General features: G+C 37.6%; 18 protein-coding genes. 15 read left to right on the plus strand and 3 right to left on the minus strand.

The annotated features are described in order from the left end of the window. Window positions 1–15 precede the first annotated feature (15 nt). Together NYE32_RS03710 and NYE32_RS03715 are read right to left on the minus strand one after the other, a co-directional pair. Entirely contained in the window at window positions 16–855 is an 840-nt protein-coding gene (locus tag NYE32_RS03710) for a metal ABC transporter permease (RefSeq protein WP_021147014.1), read from the minus strand. Continuing rightward, entirely contained in the window at window positions 845–1573 is a 729-nt protein-coding gene (locus NYE32_RS03715) for a metal ABC transporter ATP-binding protein (RefSeq protein ID WP_002890643.1), read from the minus strand. Before NYE32_RS03715 ends, NYE32_RS03710 begins: the two co-directional genes overlap by 11 nt. 289 nt (window positions 1574–1862) lie before the next feature. On the opposite strand from NYE32_RS03715, the gene NYE32_RS03720 reads away from it, so the two are divergent. From NYE32_RS03720 to NYE32_RS03745, 6 genes are all read left to right on the plus strand, one after another. Next, entirely contained in the window at window positions 1863–2336 is a 474-nt protein-coding gene (locus tag NYE32_RS03720) for a substrate-specific component CbrT of cobalamin ECF transporter (protein ID WP_021147012.1), read from the plus strand. Continuing rightward, window positions 2333–2728 carry a DUF4430 domain-containing protein gene (locus NYE32_RS03725; protein ID WP_002890648.1) on the plus strand — a complete coding sequence of 132 codons (396 nt, stop codon included), beginning with the start codon at window positions 2333–2335 and terminating at the stop codon, window positions 2726–2728. Before NYE32_RS03720 ends, NYE32_RS03725 begins: the two co-directional genes overlap by 4 nt. Window positions 2729–2901: 173 nt before the next feature. Next, the gene (ppc, locus tag NYE32_RS03730; protein WP_060972752.1) at window positions 2902–5724 is read left to right on the plus strand and encodes a phosphoenolpyruvate carboxylase; all 2823 of its coding nucleotides are present in this window, start codon (window positions 2902–2904) and stop codon (window positions 5722–5724) included. A 67-nt stretch (window positions 5725–5791) separates the two neighbouring features. Beyond that, window positions 5792–6826 carry a DNA polymerase III subunit delta gene (holA, locus tag NYE32_RS03735; RefSeq protein ID WP_257056682.1) on the plus strand — a complete coding sequence of 345 codons (1035 nt, stop codon included), beginning with the start codon at window positions 5792–5794 and terminating at the stop codon, window positions 6824–6826. 95 nt (window positions 6827–6921) lie between these two features. Then, a complete protein-coding gene (gene sodA, locus NYE32_RS03740; protein WP_004182735.1) occupies window positions 6922–7527 on the plus strand; it encodes a superoxide dismutase SodA in 606 nt (201 codons plus the stop codon). A 97-nt stretch (window positions 7528–7624) separates the two neighbouring features. Next, on the plus strand, window positions 7625–9022 hold the full coding sequence (locus NYE32_RS03745; protein ID WP_339157090.1) for a serine hydrolase: 1398 nt from the start codon (window positions 7625–7627) through the stop codon (window positions 9020–9022). Between the two features lie 29 nt (window positions 9023–9051). Here the strand turns inward: NYE32_RS03745 and NYE32_RS03750 are convergent, their stop codons facing one another. After that, complete coding sequence (locus NYE32_RS03750; protein WP_021144376.1) at window positions 9052–9708, minus strand: A24 family peptidase; 657 nt, start codon at window positions 9706–9708, stop codon at window positions 9052–9054. A 109-nt stretch (window positions 9709–9817) separates the two neighbouring features. Between NYE32_RS03750 and NYE32_RS03755 the strand changes: the two genes are divergently transcribed. From NYE32_RS03755 to NYE32_RS03795, 9 genes are all read left to right on the plus strand, one after another. Continuing rightward, window positions 9818–10339, plus strand: coding sequence for a Dps family protein (locus tag NYE32_RS03755; RefSeq protein ID WP_021144375.1), 522 nt, complete (start codon window positions 9818–9820; stop codon window positions 10337–10339). An 87-nt stretch (window positions 10340–10426) separates the two neighbouring features. After that, entirely contained in the window at window positions 10427–10864 is a 438-nt protein-coding gene (locus tag NYE32_RS03760) for a Fur family transcriptional regulator (RefSeq protein ID WP_002884117.1), read from the plus strand. Between the two features lie 107 nt (window positions 10865–10971). Continuing rightward, on the plus strand, window positions 10972–11178 hold the full coding sequence (locus tag NYE32_RS03765; protein ID WP_002890657.1) for a YqgQ family protein: 207 nt from the start codon (window positions 10972–10974) through the stop codon (window positions 11176–11178). After that, window positions 11171–12139, plus strand: coding sequence for an ROK family glucokinase (locus tag NYE32_RS03770; protein WP_037600464.1), 969 nt, complete (start codon window positions 11171–11173; stop codon window positions 12137–12139). Before NYE32_RS03765 ends, NYE32_RS03770 begins: the two co-directional genes overlap by 8 nt. 140 nt (window positions 12140–12279) lie before the next feature. After that, entirely contained in the window at window positions 12280–14130 is a 1851-nt protein-coding gene (gene typA / locus NYE32_RS03775; protein WP_002884130.1) for a translational GTPase TypA, read from the plus strand. Between the two features lie 19 nt (window positions 14131–14149). Continuing rightward, entirely contained in the window at window positions 14150–14419 is a 270-nt protein-coding gene (locus tag NYE32_RS03780) for a DUF3165 family protein (RefSeq protein WP_064524715.1), read from the plus strand. Window positions 14420–14546: 127 nt separating this feature from the next. Then, entirely contained in the window at window positions 14547–15899 is a 1353-nt protein-coding gene (gene murD, locus NYE32_RS03785; protein WP_064524713.1) for a UDP-N-acetylmuramoyl-L-alanine--D-glutamate ligase, read from the plus strand. 3 nt (window positions 15900–15902) lie between these two features. Further along, complete coding sequence (locus NYE32_RS03790; RefSeq protein WP_049545838.1) at window positions 15903–16973, plus strand: UDP-N-acetylglucosamine--N-acetylmuramyl-(pentapeptide) pyrophosphoryl-undecaprenol N-acetylglucosamine transferase; 1071 nt, start codon at window positions 15903–15905, stop codon at window positions 16971–16973. 9 nt (window positions 16974–16982) lie between these two features. Then, window positions 16983–18125 (plus strand): FtsQ-type POTRA domain-containing protein, encoded by a 1143-nt coding sequence (locus NYE32_RS03795; protein ID WP_339157091.1) that lies wholly within the window; start codon window positions 16983–16985, stop codon window positions 18123–18125. Window positions 18126–18228 lie beyond the last annotated feature (103 nt).

Genomic DNA, 18228 nt, shown 5'->3' on the forward strand with positions numbered 1-18228 from the left:
TTTTCATCCTATTTTTTATTGTTTAGAAGTTTTATTCATGCCACTTTGTTTTGGGGCGATGAAAAAGCTGATGAGAAAGAGTAGAGCAGACGTTAATACAATGCTCGAACCAGCTGCAATATTAAAACTATAGCCGATAAAAAGACCTAGAACAGATGCCAGAGCCCCCAATCCTGATGAGAGAAGAATCATTGTTTTTAGGCTATGAACATAAAGGTAGGCAGTGGCAGCCGGTGTAATTAAAAGTGCCACAATAAGAATAGTGCCAACACTCTGCATGGCAGTTACAGAAACCAAAGTTAGAATAACCATAAGTAAGTAGTGGTAGAAGGTGACCTTAACTCCCATAGACTTGGCCAAAATTGGATCAAAGGATGTTAGGAGTAGAGGGCGAAAGAAGATTGTAATAGTTGCTAGTACGAGAAGTGAAACGATAATCGTTATCCACATATCCATGTCTTGTACAGCTAGAATATTCCCGAAGAGAATATGAAAGAGATCTGTGGAACTATTAGCAACACCGATGAGAATAATACCGAGAGCTAGAAAGCTCGAAAAGGTAATCCCAATTGCCGTGTCACTCTTAATAATGGAATTGCTTTTGATATAGGTAATCATTGTAGAAGCTAAAAGTCCAAAGATGATGGCTCCTATGAAAAAGTTAATACCCAAGATAAAGGAAGTAGCTACGCCGGGTAAAACCGCATGTGAAATCGCATCACCCATAAGCGACATGCCTCTTAGAATAATAAAACAACCAACAGCCCCTCCGACAATTCCAATAACTAAAGCCGTTATAAGAGCATTTTGTAAGTAGTGGAAATTTAGCAAACCATCAATAAATTCAGAAATCATTTACATCTCCTTTATAAAATAAACTGTTACCGTAGGTTTTACGGAGATTATCCTCATTAAAAACAAGATTAGTAGGCCCACTAGCAATCAGTTTACGATTTAGGAGGATAACTTGGTCAAAATAATGAGGAACTTTGCTCAAATCATGGTGGACAATAAGAATAAGCTTACCTTTGTCCCTAAGTTCTCTCAAGGTGTTCATGATAATATCTTCGCTAACAGAGTCAATCCCTACAAAAGGCTCATCTAATAAAATAATATCAGCCTCTTGTACAAGACAACGAGCGATTAGAACACGTTGAAATTGCCCTCCTGATAATTGGCTTATTTGTCGATGGGCCAAATCATTTAGACCAAGTAGTGTTAAAGCATCTGTGACCTTAGACCAATCACTCTTAGATAGACGTTTAAAGAACTTGGTTTTGGGATAGAGTCCTAGAGAGATGCACTCTCTGACAGTAATCGGAAAGTTAAAATCAATATCAGCCTTCTGTGCAACATAGGAAATACGATTCAATTGCTGACGAATAGGTTGTTTATTGAAAAGGATTTTTCCAGAGTGAGGAATAATACCAATTAATGCTTTAATTAGAGTTGATTTACCAGCACCATTTGGTCCAATAATCCCAGTAATACTAGGTCCCTCCAAGTTTAAGGTGATATTATCCAGAGCTAATGTCTGTTGGTAAGACACATTAATATTTTCAATTTGAATCATTAGCTACCTCCTTGAGTTTAATATACTTTAAAATAAAAAATAAGTCAAGTTAACTTTTATAATTAATCAAACTTAATTATTTACTGTTGTCAAGATGACAGAGGATAGTGAATGAGAGTACACTTTTTATATCAAATATTCAGCCTGCTCAAACCGTTTGATATTTGGGAGAGGCAACAAGGGACATTATTTTCTTCAATTTGTACGATCTTACTCTGTATTTCAAGAAATCTTTAGTTTTTATTTTTAAAAACTAGTCATATTTCCTTATTTCTGGCATAATAGATGTATGAAACTAACGATTCAACGAATGGCTCGAATAGCCATTCTGTCAGCTCTGGCAGTAGGATTGCGGTCAGCATTTATAGGATTGCCAAATATTCAGCCTATTACAGCTATGTTTTTTGTGGCTGTTCTTTACTTGGGTTTGGTAGATGGTCTGTTGATTATGGCTTTAACCATGTCCATCTCAGGATTCATCTTTGGTTTTGGTCCTTGGGTCTTTAATCAGATTCTGGCCTTCGGCGTCTTGATGGCTCTTTGGAGTTTGATTGCACCTAGGTTGTCACTTGTTTGGCAGATTGCTTTGGTAACTCTCTTGTCCTTTCTCTATGGGGTTCTCATGGATTATAGCTATGGCCTCCTATTTAGAAGTGGGATTACCTTTGTTATTTCTGGTCTGCTTTACGACACCTATCATGCAGTATCGACGCTTCTATTCTATCCATTCATCCAGTCTATTTTTAGGAGGTTTTTGAAATGAAAAAATTAGCGACATATATTTTTCTTGCTTTATCACTTGTTACTCTAGCAGCCTGTGGAAAAAATGAGGCAGCTAAACTTACTAGCAGCACAAATAATCATCAGTCTAAGGTTCAAGGTCAAGTGACTTTGATTTTGAAAACAGATAAGGAAAGTAAGAAAAAATCAGTAGAAATCCAAAAAGGGGATACAGTGCTTGATGTCTTGGAAGAGGTATATCCTGTTCAAGAAAACGATGGCTTCATCACTGAGATTGATGGTATTTCTCAAGATAAAGATAAGGGAATCTATTGGATGTTTGATGTCAATGGTAAACTTGGTGAAAAAGCAGCCAACCAACTTAAGGTTGAAGATGGCGATGAAATCAAATTCTATCAAGAAAAGTATAATTAAGATTCTGAACTCTGTTTCAGAGTCTTTTTTATAAAGTTCGGAAATAGCCTTGAAAATTTGTTTGAAAAAGTCGGAAAATTGCAAAATAACTGACGATTTAAAGGAAAATAGTTTACTTTTGTTTTAAAAGTGATATGATAAGAGGGTACTACATAAAGTAAGGAGAATAAGGTTTGGCTTTTAACAAATTGGAAAGCAGTAACAACCAGGAAATCATCTCTGAAGAAGTTGGTATCTTGAAAGAATTGTTGGATGATGCAACACGAGGCATGGCTGGAGAGCAAGGTCTCACAACTATTCAACATTTGGTTGAGCTTTATGATGAAGGTGACTATGTGGCCCTTACACAAGCCATTTCAGAAATGACAAATGACGATATGGTCGTTGCATCACGTTATTTCTCTTTGTTACCTCTTTTGATTAATATCTCTGAAGACGTGGATTTGGCTTATGAAGTCAACCACAAGAACAATATTGATGAATCTTATCTAGGTAAGTTGTCTGAAACCTTTGATGTTGTCGCTGAAAGTGAAAATGCACGTGACATTCTTGAAAATGTCAATGTTGTGCCAGTATTGACAGCCCACCCAACTCAGGTTCAACGTAAAACCATGCTTGAATTGACTAATCACATTCACGAACTTCTCCGTAAGCATCGTGATGTTAAGGCTGGTCTTATCAACAAGGATAAATGGTATGCAGATTTGCGTCGTTATGTAGAAATCATGATGCAAACAGATATCATTCGTGAGAAAAAACTTAAGGTTAAAAACGAAATCACTAACGTTATGGAGTATTATAACTCCTCATTGATTAAGGCGATTACGAACTTATCGCATGAATTCAAACGTTTAGCGGTTGAAAAAGGTATCAAACTTGACAATCCAACACCTATTACTATGGGGATGTGGATTGGTGGTGACCGTGACGGGAACCCATTTGTAACAGCAGAAACTCTTAAACTTTCTGCAACAGTACAAAGTGAAGTTATCCTCAATTACTATATCGAAAAAGTTGATAATCTTTACCGTTCATTCTCCCTCTCATCACGCTTGACTGAGGTTTCAGATACAGTAGCAGAGATGGCGAAACATTCTCCAGATACATCTGTTTATCGTGAAAATGAACCTTACCGTCGTGCTTTCAGTTACATTCAGTCTAAGTTGATTCAGACACTTCTTTTCTTTAAAGAAGGAAACTTTAGCAAGGAAAGAGTTGCCAAACGTCTTTCTGAAAATGTTCGTCTAGGCTCAGCTTCAACGGGTGAAGTAGTAGCTGATTACGTGCAACAACGTCTCAGCCAAAGTCTTCAAGCTGTCTCACAACAAACGACTGAATTTTATGAAACAGCTGAGGATTTCCATGATGATCTTTTGGCAATCAAAAATTCACTTCTTGAAAACGACGATGCTGTCTTAATTTCAGGTGATTTTGAAGAGCTTCTCCAAGCTGTAGAAGTCTTTGGTTTCTATCTTGCTACAATCGATATGCGTCAGGATTCAAGCGTTCATGAAACTTGTGTGGCAGAATTGCTTAAGTCTGCTAATATTGTTGATAACTATAGTGAATTGACTGAGGTTGAAAAGGTTGCGGTTCTTCTCAAAGAATTGCAAGAAGATCCTCGTACTTTGTCATCAACTAATGTGCCTAAGTCAGAAATTCTTGAAAAAGAATTGGCAATCTTCCGTACAGCTCGTCTCTTGAAAGACTATATTGGTGAAGATGTCATCAAACAACATATCATTTCTCACACTGAGAGCGTTTCTGATATGTTTGAGTTGGCTATCCTTCTTAAAGAAGTTGGCTTGGTTGATACAGAACGTGCGCGTGTCCAAATCGTTCCACTTTTTGAAACTATCGAAGACTTGGAAAACTCTAATGATATCATGAAACAATACCTTGGTTATGATATCGTTAAACGTTGGATTAAAAATAGTAACAATTACCAAGAAATCATGTTGGGTTACTCAGACTCTAACAAAGATGGTGGTTACTTGTCATCTGGTTGGACCCTCTACAAGGCTCAAAATGAATTGACTAAGATTGGGGAAGAGCGTGGTATTAAGATTACCTTCTTCCATGGTCGTGGTGGTACTGTTGGTCGTGGTGGTGGCCCATCATATGATGCCATTACTTCTCAACCATTTGGTACAATCAAAGACCGTATCCGCTTGACTGAACAAGGTGAGGTTATCGGTAATAAATATGGCAACAAGGATGCTGCTTACTACAATCTTGAAATGCTTGTTTCAGCTGCTCTTGACCGTATGGTGACACGTCAAATTGCCGATCCAGAAGAATTGGTTGATTTCCGTGAGGTTATGGACGGAATTGTTCACGATTCAAATGTTATTTATCGTGACCTTGTCTTTGGAAACGAACATTTCTATGATTACTTCTTTGAAGCAAGCCCTATTAAAGAAGTCTCAAGTTTGAATATCGGTTCTCGTCCAGCGGCTCGTAAGACTATTACTGAGATTTCTGGTCTTCGTGCGATTCCTTGGGTATTCTCATGGTCACAAAACCGTATCATGTTCCCAGGTTGGTATGGTGTGGGTTCTGCCTTTAATCGCTTTATCCAAGCTGAAGAAGGCAACCTTGAGAAACTTCAACATATGTTTGAAACATGGCCATTCTTCCGTTCACTTTTGTCAAACGTGGACATGGTGCTTTCAAAATCAGACATGAATATCGCCTTCCACTATGCACAATTGGCAGAGAGTGAAGAAGTACGCAGTGTCTTCAATATTATTTTGGATGAGTGGCAGTTGACTAAGGATGTTATTCTTGCTATTGAAAAACATGATGGCTTCCTTGATGAAAGTCCATCACTTAAAGCAAGTTTGGACTTCCGTTTACCATACTTCAATGTCTTGAACTACATCCAAATTGAATTGATTAAACGTCTTCGTAACAATGATTTGACCGATGACGAAATTAGCCTTATTCACATTACCATAAATGGTATTGCAACAGGTCTTCGTAACTCTGGTTAATAAAGTAAAGTTCATCACTTTGGTGGTGGGCTTTTTGTTATGGTGAAAAATCTGTTATAATAAAACCATGATTGCTATGGAAACGATTGAAAAGCTGTCCAAAGAAAAGCTCCCCATGATAACGGTCTTGGCGGGCGAGGATTTAGGGCAGTATAGTCAAGCAAAAGAAAAATTTTTAAAACAAATTGGTTTTGATCCGGGTGACTTAACCTATTCTTATTTTGATATGTCTGAGACTGATTATCAAGATGCTGAGCTCGATTTAGAAAGCATGCCTTTTTTTGCAGATGAAAAGGTGGTCATTTTTGATCATTTCGCGGATATGACTACTGCTAAAAAATCGTATCTGGATGAGAAAGAGTTGAAGCGCCTTGAAAATTATCTTGAGTCTCCTGTTGAAACAACACGTCTTGTCTTGATGTCTGCAGGAAAGCTAGATGGAAAGCGTCGTTTAGTCAAACTTCTCAAACGTGATGCCATGGTGCTTGAAGCCAGTCCTTTAAAAGATGCAGAACTTAGAACCTATTTTCAAAAGCAGGCGCATCAAGAGGGGCTTACATTTGACACAGGAGTCTTTGAGGAACTTTTGATTAAGTCAAATTTTGACTTTTCAGATGTTCAAAAAAACTTAGCTTTTCTAAAGGGGTATAAAACGGAAGGAAATATCTCATCGCAAGATATTGCTGAGGCCATTCCTAAAAGTTTGCAAGATAATATTTTTGATATGACGCAACTTCTTTTGCGAGGCCAGATCCAGAGTGTTCGTGAATTGGTTCATGATTTACGGCTTCAGGGTGAAGATGAGATTAAGTTGATTGCTGTTATGTTGGGACAATTTCGTACCTATTTACAGGTTAAACTCTTATCTGCTCAAGGCAAAAGTGAGCAGCAAATTGTTTCAAGTCTGTCAGATTATTTAGGGCGTAAAGTCAATCAATTTCAGGTTCGTTTTGCACTGAGAGATAGCCGTCCTTTGTCAGTAGCATTCTTAAAAAAGACGATTAAGATTTTAGTAGAGACAGATTACCAGATAAAAACAGGAACTTTAGATAAAGATTACTTGTTTGATTTAGCACTTTTAAAAATCGTATCAAACCGCTAGAAATTTGGAGTTTTCTTTGATTTTGTAAGCAAAATTTTTGAAAGCTCTACCACTTTACGGTAAAATGAAGAAAAAATGAAAAGAGGACCTTTACTATGGCAATTATCCTTCCAGACCTTCCTTACGCTTACGACGCTTTGGAACCATACATTGATGCTGAAACAATGACTCTTCACCACGATAAACACCACGCAACTTATGTAGCAAATGCTAATGCTGCTCTTGAAAAACACCCAGAAATTGGTGAAGATCTCGAAGCACTTTTGGCTGACGTGGAACAAATTCCAGCAGATATTCGTCAAGCACTTATTAACAATGGTGGTGGACACCTTAATCACGCACTTTTCTGGGAACTCTTGTCTCCTGAAAAACAAGAACCAACTGCAGAAGTAGCAGCTGCTATTAACGAAGCTTTCGGCTCATTTGAAGCTTTCCAAGAAGCTTTCACAGCAGCAGCAACAACTCGTTTTGGTTCAGGTTGGGCATGGCTTGTTGTTAACGCTGAAGGTAAGCTTGAAGTCGTTTCAACTGCTAACCAAGATACTCCTATCTCAGACGGTAAGAAACCAATCTTGGCACTTGATGTTTGGGAACATGCATACTACCTAAACTACCGTAACGTACGTCCAAACTACATCAAAGCTTTCTTTGAAATCATTAACTGGAATAAAGTTGCTGAGCTTTATGCAGCAGCTAAATAAGTTTAAAATTATCCTCACTATTGGGGATAATTTTTTTGTAATATGATTGTAAAATCTCCTTGATTTTTAGTGAATTATAGCTTAAACTATAATTGTTATGAAAAAAAAGAAAAAACATTCAAGCAAAAAGTATAGTGGAAGCCGCCGAAAAACTAAAGATAAAAAGAAAGATTCGGTAAAACAAGACCTTCAAAAAGACGTCCAAAAAGACACTAAAGATACTAAAAAAGATGTCAAAAAAGGCGCTAAGAAAGACAACAAAAAAGCATCGAAAAAAGATGCTAAAAAGACTTCTAAAAAATCAGTAGACAAGAAGTCAGCTGAGGAAACAGTAGTACCAGTTGAACACAAGGAAAACGAAGCAAAAACTGAAACTTTGGCACTTAGAAGTAAGCGCTCTAAGAAATCTAAAGCTAAATCAAAATCATCTCGTGATGATAAAAAAGCTTATATTATCTTAGCCTTCCTAGGTGTTTTGGTAATTCTTCTGTTTGTTGCCATGCTTGCTTTAGCAGGACGTGGTAAACAAGCTGGTCACACTGGTAGCCTTGGAAATATCTTCGGCTCTAGTTCTAAAGTCACTAAAAAAGAAGACAAAGAAAAAGAGGAAAAGGTAACTCCAACTAATAAATCAGCCGAAGCTAAACAAGCAGTCATGGAAGCAGATGCAGATACCATGTATGGTAATGGATTGTATTATGATTATGCTAACATGACATTGAACCAAGTGGTTGAAGCTTTTATGGCTGACCAAGGTATCGAGTCTAGCCAAATTGCCTTTTCATATAAAAATACCAAGACAAATGAGCAATTCTCTATGAATGATACTCAGCCAATGACTGCAGGATCAACTTATAAATTGCCACTAAACATGCTTGTCATGGATGAGGTTAATAAAGGAAAACTTTCTTTAACTGAACGTTTTGATATTACTAATACTGAGTATGAGTATCAAGGCGAACATGATAATTATGTTGCTGCTTTCGGTGGTTCAATGACTATTCCAGAAATGCAAGAGTATTCTCTTGTTTACTCTGAGAATACTCCAGCCTATGCTTTGGCGGAACGCCTTGGTGGTATGGAAAAATTCTATGGCATGCTTGATAAATATGGTAAATCAAAAGGTGAAGTGAAAACTATCCAAATGCATGGTAATAAGACAACGACGGATTATTACATCCAAGTTTTGGATTACCTTTGGAAACACCAAGATAATTACAAAGATATTCTCCACTACATTGGTGAGTCATTCCCTAATGAGTACTATAAGACATATCTTCCTAATCTGACAATTTACCAAAAACCAGGTTATGTCCGTGAAGCACTTAACGTTGATGCTATCGTTATGGAAGATACACCTTATATGGTTGCAATCTATACACGTTACCTTGGTGGATCAACTGAAAATTCAGATGAAATCAGCGGTTGGGGTCTCCAACAATTAGGAATGCTCTCTTATGTTATTAATGAGTGGCACCGTGTTAATATGAACTAATAAAGAAAGCCGAGTTTATCGGCTTTTTTCTATACAATTGAATAAAAGGTAAGAAGTACAATCCCTAGAAAAAGAAATGGGACAAATGCGATACATTCCTTAAGATTTCTTCGTATAAGGAAATACGCTAGCCCTAATAGGCACGCAAGCTCGATAGTTAGAAGTATTTTTGAAAATGGGAAAATAAGTGAGGCACTTGCTAAGTAGAGAAAATCACCTTCCCCAATATTTAGATGTTTTATAAAAGAAAGGAAAGCGAGGATTATCCCTATGGCAAATGTGAGGTAATAGTTGCCCATGAATAGGAGTGGGACTGTTCCAACTATCCAGATCAGAAGTGGATAGGATTTCTGTTGCAAATCAAAAATAGATAAACAAAGGCTGAAGTAAAGAAAGTAGGTTACTTCAAGACTTAAAAAGTCATAGAAATATAGAAGACATATTACCCCACAAAATAGTTCCATAAAGAGGTAACGAAAAGGGATAGGAGTCTGACATGAACGACATCGAGATCTTAAGAAAAGTTGTGAGAGGATAGGAATCATCTCGAAAAAACGCAACTGATGCTTGCAATGGCTACAGTGACTACTAGGAAAAATAATCGAGTTCTCAGGAAAACGATCACAAACTAGTCCGATAAATGAGCCTAAAGAGGCTCCTAGAAAAAAATAAATAATGCTTAACATACCTAATTATTCGAAAAAGAATGAGAAAAAGCATTTCACTTGCATATTATTTAGAAATATTCTAAAATAAAAGTGTAAATAATAATAATTCTAAATAAGGAGAATTAATATGGTAGATTCAATTAAAGAAACAATCAATGAAACAGTTAACCAACAAGCTGAAACTCCAACAAATACAAAAACTAAAGCAGTTTTGAATCAAGCAGTTGCTGATTTGTCTGTAGCAGCTTCAATTGTTCACCAAGTTCATTGGTATATGCGTGGTCCTGGTTTCCTCTATCTTCATCCAAAAATGGATGAATTGATGGATAGTTTGAATGCTCATCTTGATGTTATTAGTGAACGTTTGATTACTATCGGTGGGGAACCATACTCAACTTTGGTAGAATTTTCATCTAATTCAGGCTTGACTGAAACTACTGGTACATTTGATAAATCGATGTCTGATCAAATTCAATTATTGGTTGATACATACAAGTATTTGTCAGTATTGTTCCAAGTTGGTTTGGATATCACAGATGCAGAAGGAGATGCTCCTTCGAATGATATCTTCACTGCAGCTAAATCTGAAATTGATAAGACAATCTGGATGTTGACTGCTGAACTTGGACAAGCACCTGGATTGAGATAAGCATTTTTGAGTTAAGATGATTGTCAAGAGTTCCTCTAAAAGTGTATAATAAACGTAAAATACTTTTAGAAGAAGGGAGGCGGCGATATGTCTGAGCATCGACGTAGTCTAGGCGTTTATGAAGATGTCCTAAATCAGTTAAAAGCTAAGGGAATTCGGTTGACGGAATCTCGTAAAGCTGTTATTCGTTATTTGATGATGTCTGATCAACACCCTAGTGCAGATGTGATATATTATGACCTTCTCCCTGACAATCCTGGGATGAGCTTGGCGACGGTCTATAACAACCTGAAGGTGTTGGTTGAAGAAGGGATTGTCTCTGAAATTAAGGTTAATAATGATAATACAACCTATTATGATTTTATGGGACATGATCACTTAAATATTGTTTGTGAAAAATGCGGTCACATTACCGACTTAGACCTACCGATTCCGTCTTTCAAGGAAGAGGTAGAATCACAAACTGGTTTTCGCATTACTCGTGAACAGATGATATTACATGGGATTTGCCCAAACTGTCAATAACCTGAGTCTTAATGACTTAGGTTTTTTAAGTCTTGAAGTATACAATAATCTGTAAAGGTTTTCAAAACTATCTTGTCATGGCAGAAGCTTTTTGCTAAAATATTGCTATGAAAACTTTATATGACGTTCAACAGTTGTTGAAACAGTTTGGCATAGTGGTTTACCTAGGGAAAAGGCTCTATGATATCGAAATGATGAAGATTGAATTAGAAGCCCTCTACCAGAATGGTTTAGTGGACAAGGACAACTATCTTACTGCTGAAATGATTTTACGACGTGAACATCGCATTGAAATGGAGAAAGAAAATGGCTAAAAAACTCTTAGGAATTGACCTTGGTGGAACAACTGTTAAGTTTGGTATTTTGACTTCGGAAGGTGAAGTGCAAGAAAAATGGGCTATTGAGACAAATACGCTTGAAAATGGTCGCCACATTGTTCCTAACATTGTTGAATCCTTGAAACACCGTTTGGAAATGTATGGACTTACTGCTGAAGACTTCATTGGCATTGGTATGGGATCTCCAGGAGCAGTTGACCGTGAAAATAAAACAGTAACGGGTGCTTTTAACTTGAACTGGGCAGAAACTCAAGAAGTTGGCTCTGTCATTGAAAAAGAACTTGGTATTCCATTCGCTATTGATAATGATGCTAATGTGGCTGCACTGGGGGAACGTTGGGTTGGTGCTGGTGCTAACAATCCTGATGTTGTCTTTGTAACATTGGGTACAGGTGTTGGTGGCGGTGTTATAGCTGATGGTAATTTAATTCATGGTGTTGCCGGTGCTGGTGGTGAAATTGGTCACATTATTGTTGAACCTGAAACAGGATTTGAATGTACATGCGGAAACAAGGGGTGTTTGGAAACTGTAGCTTCAGCAACAGGTGTTGTACGTTTAGCACGTCATTTGGCAGAAGGATACGAAGGGAACTCTTCTATTAAAGCTGCTGTAGATAATGGTGAGCAAGTGACAAGTAAAGATATCTTCGTAGCTGCTGCTGAAGGTGATAAGTTTGCTAATAGCATTGTTGATAAAGTCTCTCAATATCTCGGACTTGCAACAGCAAACATTTCAAACATTCTTAACCCAGATTCAGTTGTAATCGGTGGTGGTGTTTCAGCAGCTGGTGAATTCTTGCGTAGCCGTGTTGAAGGATACTTTACACGTTATGCATTCCCACAAGTTCGCCGTACAACAAAAGTGAAATTAGCAGAGCTTGGAAATGATGCTGGTATTATTGGAGCTGCTAGTCTTGCACTTACAATTGATAACTAATGACAGAAGGTGTGTCTGACCAATTATAGGTGGACAGCACCTTTTTCTTGTTGAAAAACGTTTACAATCAGCTGAGCTCTGCCATTTTGTTGAAAATGTGGTATACTTTAAAAGTTGAAATAAAAATTAAAGAGGAAAAAATGACTAAACTTAGAGAAGATATCCGTAACGTAGCCATCATTGCCCACGTTGACCACGGTAAAACAACACTTGTTGATGAATTGTTGAAACAATCACACACTCTTGATGAGCGTAAAGAGCTTGATGAGCGTGCAATGGACTCAAACGATCTTGAAAAAGAACGTGGAATTACAATTCTTGCCAAAAATACAGCCGTTGCTTATAACGGTACACGTATCAACATCATGGATACACCAGGTCACGCGGACTTCGGTGGAGAAGTTGAACGGATCATGAAAATGGTTGATGGGGTTGTCCTTGTTGTCGATGCCTACGAAGGTACAATGCCTCAAACACGTTTTGTGCTGAAAAAAGCGCTTGAGCAAAACTTGACACCTATCGTTGTTGTTAACAAGATTGATAAACCATCAGCACGTCCGGAAGAAGTTGTTGATGAGGTTCTTGAACTCTTCATCGAGCTTGGTGCCGATGATGATCAGTTGGAATTCCCAGTTGTGTATGCGTCAGCGATTAACGGTACATCATCATTGTCAGATAACCCTGCTGATCAAGAGCACACTATGGCTCCAATCTTTGACACTATTATTGATCACATCCCAGCTCCTGTAGATAACTCAGATGAGCCTCTTCAATTCCAAGTGTCGCTTCTTGACTACAATGATTTCGTTGGTCGTATCGGTATTGGACGTATCTTCCGTGGAACTGTAAAAGTTGGTGACCAAGTTACCCTTTCAAAACTTGACGGAACAACAAAGAACTTCCGTGTTACTAAACTTTTCGGTTTCTTTGGTTTGGAACGTCGTGAAATTGAAGAAGCAAAAGCTGGTGATTTGATTGCCATCTCAGGTATGGAAGACATCTTCGTTGGTGAAACAATTACACCAACTGATGCTGTTGAACCATTGCCAGTTCTTCGTATTGACGAACCAACACTTCAAATGACTTTCTTGGCGAATAACTCACCGTTTGCCGGCCGTGAAGGTAAACACGTGACATCACGTAAGGTTGAAGAGCGTCTTTTGGCAGAGTTGCAAACAGACGTTTCTCTTCGTGTTGATCCAACTGATTCTCCAGATAAATGGACTGTATCAGGTCGTGGTGAATTGCACTTGTCTATCCTTATTGAAACAATGCGTCGTGAAGGATACGAACTTCAAGTGTCTCGTCCAGAAGTTATCATCAAAGAAATTGATGGCGTGAAATGTGAGCCATTTGAACGTGTTCAAATTGATACTCCAGAAGAGTACCAAGGTTCTATCATCCAAGCCCTTTCAGAACGCAAAGGTGACATGCTTGATATGCAAATGGTTGGTAACGGTCAAACTCGCCTTATCTTCCTTGTACCAGCTCGTGGACTTATCGGATTCTCTACTGAATTCTTGTCTATGACACGTGGTTACGGTATCATGAACCATACCTTCGACCAATACTTGCCAGTTGTTGCTGGTGAAATTGGTGGACGTCACCGTGGTGCCCTCGTTTCTATCGATACAGGTAAAGCGACAACTTACTCAATTATGCGTATTGAAGAACGTGGTACAATCTTTGTTAACCCAGGTACTGAAGTTTATGAAGGTATGATTGTTGGTGAAAATGCTCGTGAAAATGACCTTGGTGTCAATATCACTACAGCAAAACAAATGACAAACGTGCGTTCAGCAACTAAGGACCAAACGGCTGTTATCAAGACTCCACGTATCTTGACTCTTGAAGAATCACTTGAATTCTTGGATGATGATGAATACATGGAAGTAACGCCTGAATCTATCCGCTTGCGTAAACAAATTTTGAATAAAGCAGAGCGTGATAAAGCCAATAAACGTAAGAAAAAAGCAGCAGAAGCTGAATAATATATAGAGAGGAGAAGAGATGTTTTATCTGATTGTTGCTGTATTGATTGCATCATTCTATTTCTTTATTGCACCAAAGTCGGTAAAAAACACCATGAATCTTCTCTTTGTCATGGCTACCTTAGCATTGCTCCTACTTTTGGCAGTGCTATCAATTATTAAATTCTTCAGCCTACCTGGTGAGTTCTTTGTTACAGTTGGAATGCTTGTATTGAGCTATTTCACCTTGAAAGATTTTTTCGCCATGTCGGACCTTAATCATGAAAAAGCTGAGCATGAAGATAAATAAGTAGCATGAGATTAAAAGTCAGTCTGATAGATTGGCTTTTTCTTTTACCAAGAAGAGGTAACTCCTTGAAATAGCTTGGGATAAAGGGTAAAATGATTATGATACAATTTGAGAGAATGGACGAATTATGAAATCAGTAACACAATTTGAAAATAAAAAAGTTTTGGTCCTTGGCTTGGCTAAATCTGGTGAAGCAGCTGCTCGCCTATTGGCTAAGTTGGGTGCTATTGTCACAGTAAATGATGGTAAACCATTTGAGGAAAATCCATCGGCCCAAGCCCTTCTTGAAGAAGGCATTAAGGTTGTTTGCGGCGGACATCCTCTTGAACTTTTGGATGAAAATTTTGAATTAATGGTGAAAAATCCTGGAATTCGTTATGACAATCCAATGGTAGCTCGTGCACTAGAAAAAGGTATTCCGGTTTGGACTGAAGTGGAATTGGCCTATCTAGTATCTGAAGCACCTATTATCGGTATTACAGGGTCAAATGGTAAGACAACAACGACAACTATGATTGCTGATGTCTTAAATCATGGTGGTAAATCAGGTGTCTTGTCTGGGAATATTGGTTTCCCTGCGTCAGAAGTTGCACAGTCAGTAACTAATCAAGATACCTTAGTTATGGAATTGTCTTCTTTCCAATTGATGGGGATTGACAGCTTCCATCCACATATTGCTGTGATTACTAACTTGATGCCGACACATATTGACTATCATGGTAGTTTTGAAGCATATGTGGCTGCTAAGTGGAATATTCAAAATCAAATGACTGTGGATGATTTTGTTGTTTTGAACTTCAATCAAGATTTAGCTAAGGAATTAGCTACACAAACTAAGGCACAAGTAGTTTCATTCTCAACAGTGGAAAAAGTAGATGGTGCCTATCTTGAAAATGGTGCTCTTTACTTCAAAGGTGAATTAGTGATGCGAGCTGATGAAATTGGCGTTCCTGGTAGTCACAATGTTGAAAATGCCTTGGCAACTATAGCTGTAGCAAAATTGTCAGGTATTTCAAACCAAGCTATAAAGGAAACCCTCGCAAGTTTTGGTGGTGTTAAGCACCGTCTCCAATTCGTTGATACTATCGATGAAGTGAAATTCTATAATGATAGTAAGTCAACTAATATTTTAGCGACACAAAAAGCACTTTCTGGTTTTGATAATAGTAAAGTCATTTTGATTGCTGGTGGTTTGGACCGTGGTAATGAATTTGATGAACTCATTCCTGACATTACCGGTCTTAAGAAAATGGTGATTTTAGGGGAATCAGCTCCTCGTGTCAAGCGTGCTGCTGATAAAGCAGGAGTAACTTATCTTGATGCCAAAGATGTGGCAGATGCGACACGTATTGCTTTTGATCAAGCCAGTGCAGGAGATGTTGTCTTGTTGAGCCCTGCAAATGCAAGCTGGGATATGTACAAGAATTTCGAAGTGCGTGGTGACGAATTTATCACAACTGTTGAGCAATTGAAGGGATAGGCTATGGCAAAAGCGAAAAAAATTGTTTTTACCGGTGGTGGAACTGTTGGACATGTGACTTTAAATCTTATCTTAATTCCAAAATTTCTAAAAGATGGATGGGAAGTGCACTATATTGGTGATAAGCACGGAATTGAACACGAGCAAATTGATAAATCTGGCTTGGATGTGACATTCCATAGTATTGCTACAGGTAAACTACGTCGTTATTTCTCATGGCAAAATATGTTGGATGTCTTTAAAGTTGGTTGGGGGATTCTACAGTCAATTGCAATTATTGCCAAGATTCGTCCTCAAGCACTCTTTTCAAAAGGTGGATTTGTCTCAGTGCCACCGGTAATTGCTTCTAAGTTATTAGGCGTTCCTGTATATGTGCATGAGTCTGATCTTTCTATGGGCTTGGCCAATAAGATTGCCTATAAATTTGCGACTACTATGTTTACGACTTTTGAACAATCTAAAGGATTGGCGAAGACAAAACATATAGGTGCTATTACAAAGGTAGGGATGGCAACGTCCAATCAGTCTGATGCTCTGGATAAGATTAAAGTACAGTTTGATGACAAGTTAAAAACTGTCCTTTTCATAGGTGGATCAGCTGGTGCAAAGGTATTTAATGATTTTATTAGTAATACTCCACAACTGACTGAAAAATATAATGTCATTAATATTTCTGGGGACTCTTCATTGAATACCTTAGAACGTCATCTTTATAGAGTTGATTATGTGACAGATTTGTATCAACCTCTTATGGATACGGCAGATTTAGTTGTCACTCGTGGTGGTTCAAATACGATTTTTGAATTGTTAGCTATGAAAAAACTTCATTTAATTATTCCTTTAGGGAAAGAAGCTAGCCGAGGAGACCAACTTGAAAATGCTGCCTATTTTGAACGAAAAGGTTACGCACGTCAATTACAGGAAGCAGAGTTAAGTTGGGAAACCTTAAATCATGAGCTTGAACAACTTGTTGAACATGCAGAGACTTACAAAGAAGCTATGGCTAAATCTGAGGAAATCACTTCTCCTGATGATTTTTATAACCTATTAGTGACTAGTATTTCAAAAAAATAAAGGAATTTCATGGCAAAAAAGGATCAAGAATCACAAGAAAAACAAGTTCTCACAGAGTGGCAGAAGAGAAACCTCGAATTTTTGAGAAAAAAAGAAACCGAAGATTCTGAAGAATTTGCGAATGGAAAGGTCGTTCATTCAGAAGGAGCGACTTCAAATGAGAGCCAGCCACCAGTGAAAAAGAAGGTTAGAAAGAAAAAAAAGACCAAAAAGAAGAAACGAAAAAAAGGGAATACGAGTAGTAATATTCCAATTGCACAACAAAATCTTGCGGGACTAGTTGTTTTTATCGCTGCACTCCTAATCGTATTTTCACTTTTCTTTATTTCACCTTGGTCAAAACAAAAGGTTCTCACTGTATCAGGAACAAAAAATGCTCTACCAGAAGATGTGAAAGTTGCAAGTGGAATTCTTGATACAGACTATATCACTCATGTCTTTTTCAACCAAGGAAAGATTGCATCAACTGTTGAAAAAACCAATGTTTGGGTTAAAAAGGCTACAGTAACTTATAGTTTTCCAAATCAATTTAATATTGCAGTAAAAGAATACCCAATTGTTGCTTATCGTCAAACTACAAATGGTTATGTTTCTATTCTTGAAAGTGGTAAGACAGGAGGAACGGTTTCAACTAGCAATCTACCTGATAAATTCATCACTTTAAAGATGGATGACGAGAAGAAAATCGAAGATTTAGTAAAAGAATTAAATAAACTTGATTCAAAAATCAAGAATAATATTCAAATTATTAATCTTACGCCAACTAAAGCAACTTCAGATTTACTAACGATTGAGCTGTATGATGGCAATTCCATTCGTGTTCCTCTTTCTCAATTAACGGTTAAGCTCCCTTACTACGAGAAAATTAAGAACCAACTTTCAGATGGAAGTATTGTTGATATGGAAGTTGGACTTTATACAACGACTCCTGAGGTTGAATCATCAAAAACTGATGGGGATAAAAAGAAAGACAAAGATAAGACTGATAAAAAGGATGAAAATACAACTTCTGAAGAAGATCAAGATACTACAACATCAACTGAACAGCATTCTGAGGAAGAGTCTAATTCTGAAAATCCGGGTATTCAAGGACAAGAAAATCCAACTGTTGGTCAAGAAACAACTCTTCGTCCTTCCCCTGCCCAAGGCTAATATTGAATAATAAAAAACGTAAAATGCTGACATTTTACGTTTTTTTATGGTACAATAGTATCCGAATAATTCTGTTTTTATACAGTTTACAAAGATATTGAAT

Origin of the sequence: Streptococcus sp. FSL R7-0248 (assembly GCF_037967965.1) — a bacterium.
Classification (GTDB): Bacteria; Bacillota; Bacilli; order Lactobacillales; family Streptococcaceae; genus Streptococcus.

Bases quoted from the DNA above. Each gene is read 5' to 3' on its own strand.
- NYE32_RS03710 (WP_021147014.1), bottom strand. From the start codon at position 855: ATGATTTCTGAATTTATTGATGGTTTGCTAAATTTCCACTACTTACAA.
- NYE32_RS03715 (WP_002890643.1), bottom strand. From the start codon at position 1,573: ATGATTCAAATTGAAAATATTAATGTGTCTTACCAACAGACATTAGCT.
- NYE32_RS03720 (WP_021147012.1), top strand. From the start codon at position 1,863: ATGAAACTAACGATTCAACGAATGGCTCGAATAGCCATTCTGTCAGCT.
- NYE32_RS03725 (WP_002890648.1), top strand. From the start codon at position 2,333: ATGAAAAAATTAGCGACATATATTTTTCTTGCTTTATCACTTGTTACT.
- holA (WP_257056682.1), top strand. From the start codon at position 5,792: ATGATTGCTATGGAAACGATTGAAAAGCTGTCCAAAGAAAAGCTCCCC.
- sodA (WP_004182735.1), top strand. From the start codon at position 6,922: ATGGCAATTATCCTTCCAGACCTTCCTTACGCTTACGACGCTTTGGAA.
- NYE32_RS03745 (WP_339157090.1), top strand. From the start codon at position 7,625: ATGAAAAAAAAGAAAAAACATTCAAGCAAAAAGTATAGTGGAAGCCGC.
- NYE32_RS03750 (WP_021144376.1), bottom strand. From the start codon at position 9,708: ATGTTAAGCATTATTTATTTTTTTCTAGGAGCCTCTTTAGGCTCATTT.
- NYE32_RS03755 (WP_021144375.1), top strand. From the start codon at position 9,818: ATGGTAGATTCAATTAAAGAAACAATCAATGAAACAGTTAACCAACAA.
- NYE32_RS03760 (WP_002884117.1), top strand. From the start codon at position 10,427: ATGTCTGAGCATCGACGTAGTCTAGGCGTTTATGAAGATGTCCTAAAT.
- NYE32_RS03765 (WP_002890657.1), top strand. From the start codon at position 10,972: ATGAAAACTTTATATGACGTTCAACAGTTGTTGAAACAGTTTGGCATA.
- NYE32_RS03770 (WP_037600464.1), top strand. From the start codon at position 11,171: ATGGCTAAAAAACTCTTAGGAATTGACCTTGGTGGAACAACTGTTAAG.
- typA (WP_002884130.1), top strand. From the start codon at position 12,280: ATGACTAAACTTAGAGAAGATATCCGTAACGTAGCCATCATTGCCCAC.
- NYE32_RS03780 (WP_064524715.1), top strand. From the start codon at position 14,150: ATGTTTTATCTGATTGTTGCTGTATTGATTGCATCATTCTATTTCTTT.
- murD (WP_064524713.1), top strand. From the start codon at position 14,547: ATGAAATCAGTAACACAATTTGAAAATAAAAAAGTTTTGGTCCTTGGC.
- NYE32_RS03790 (WP_049545838.1), top strand. From the start codon at position 15,903: ATGGCAAAAGCGAAAAAAATTGTTTTTACCGGTGGTGGAACTGTTGGA.
- NYE32_RS03795 (WP_339157091.1), top strand. From the start codon at position 16,983: ATGGCAAAAAAGGATCAAGAATCACAAGAAAAACAAGTTCTCACAGAG.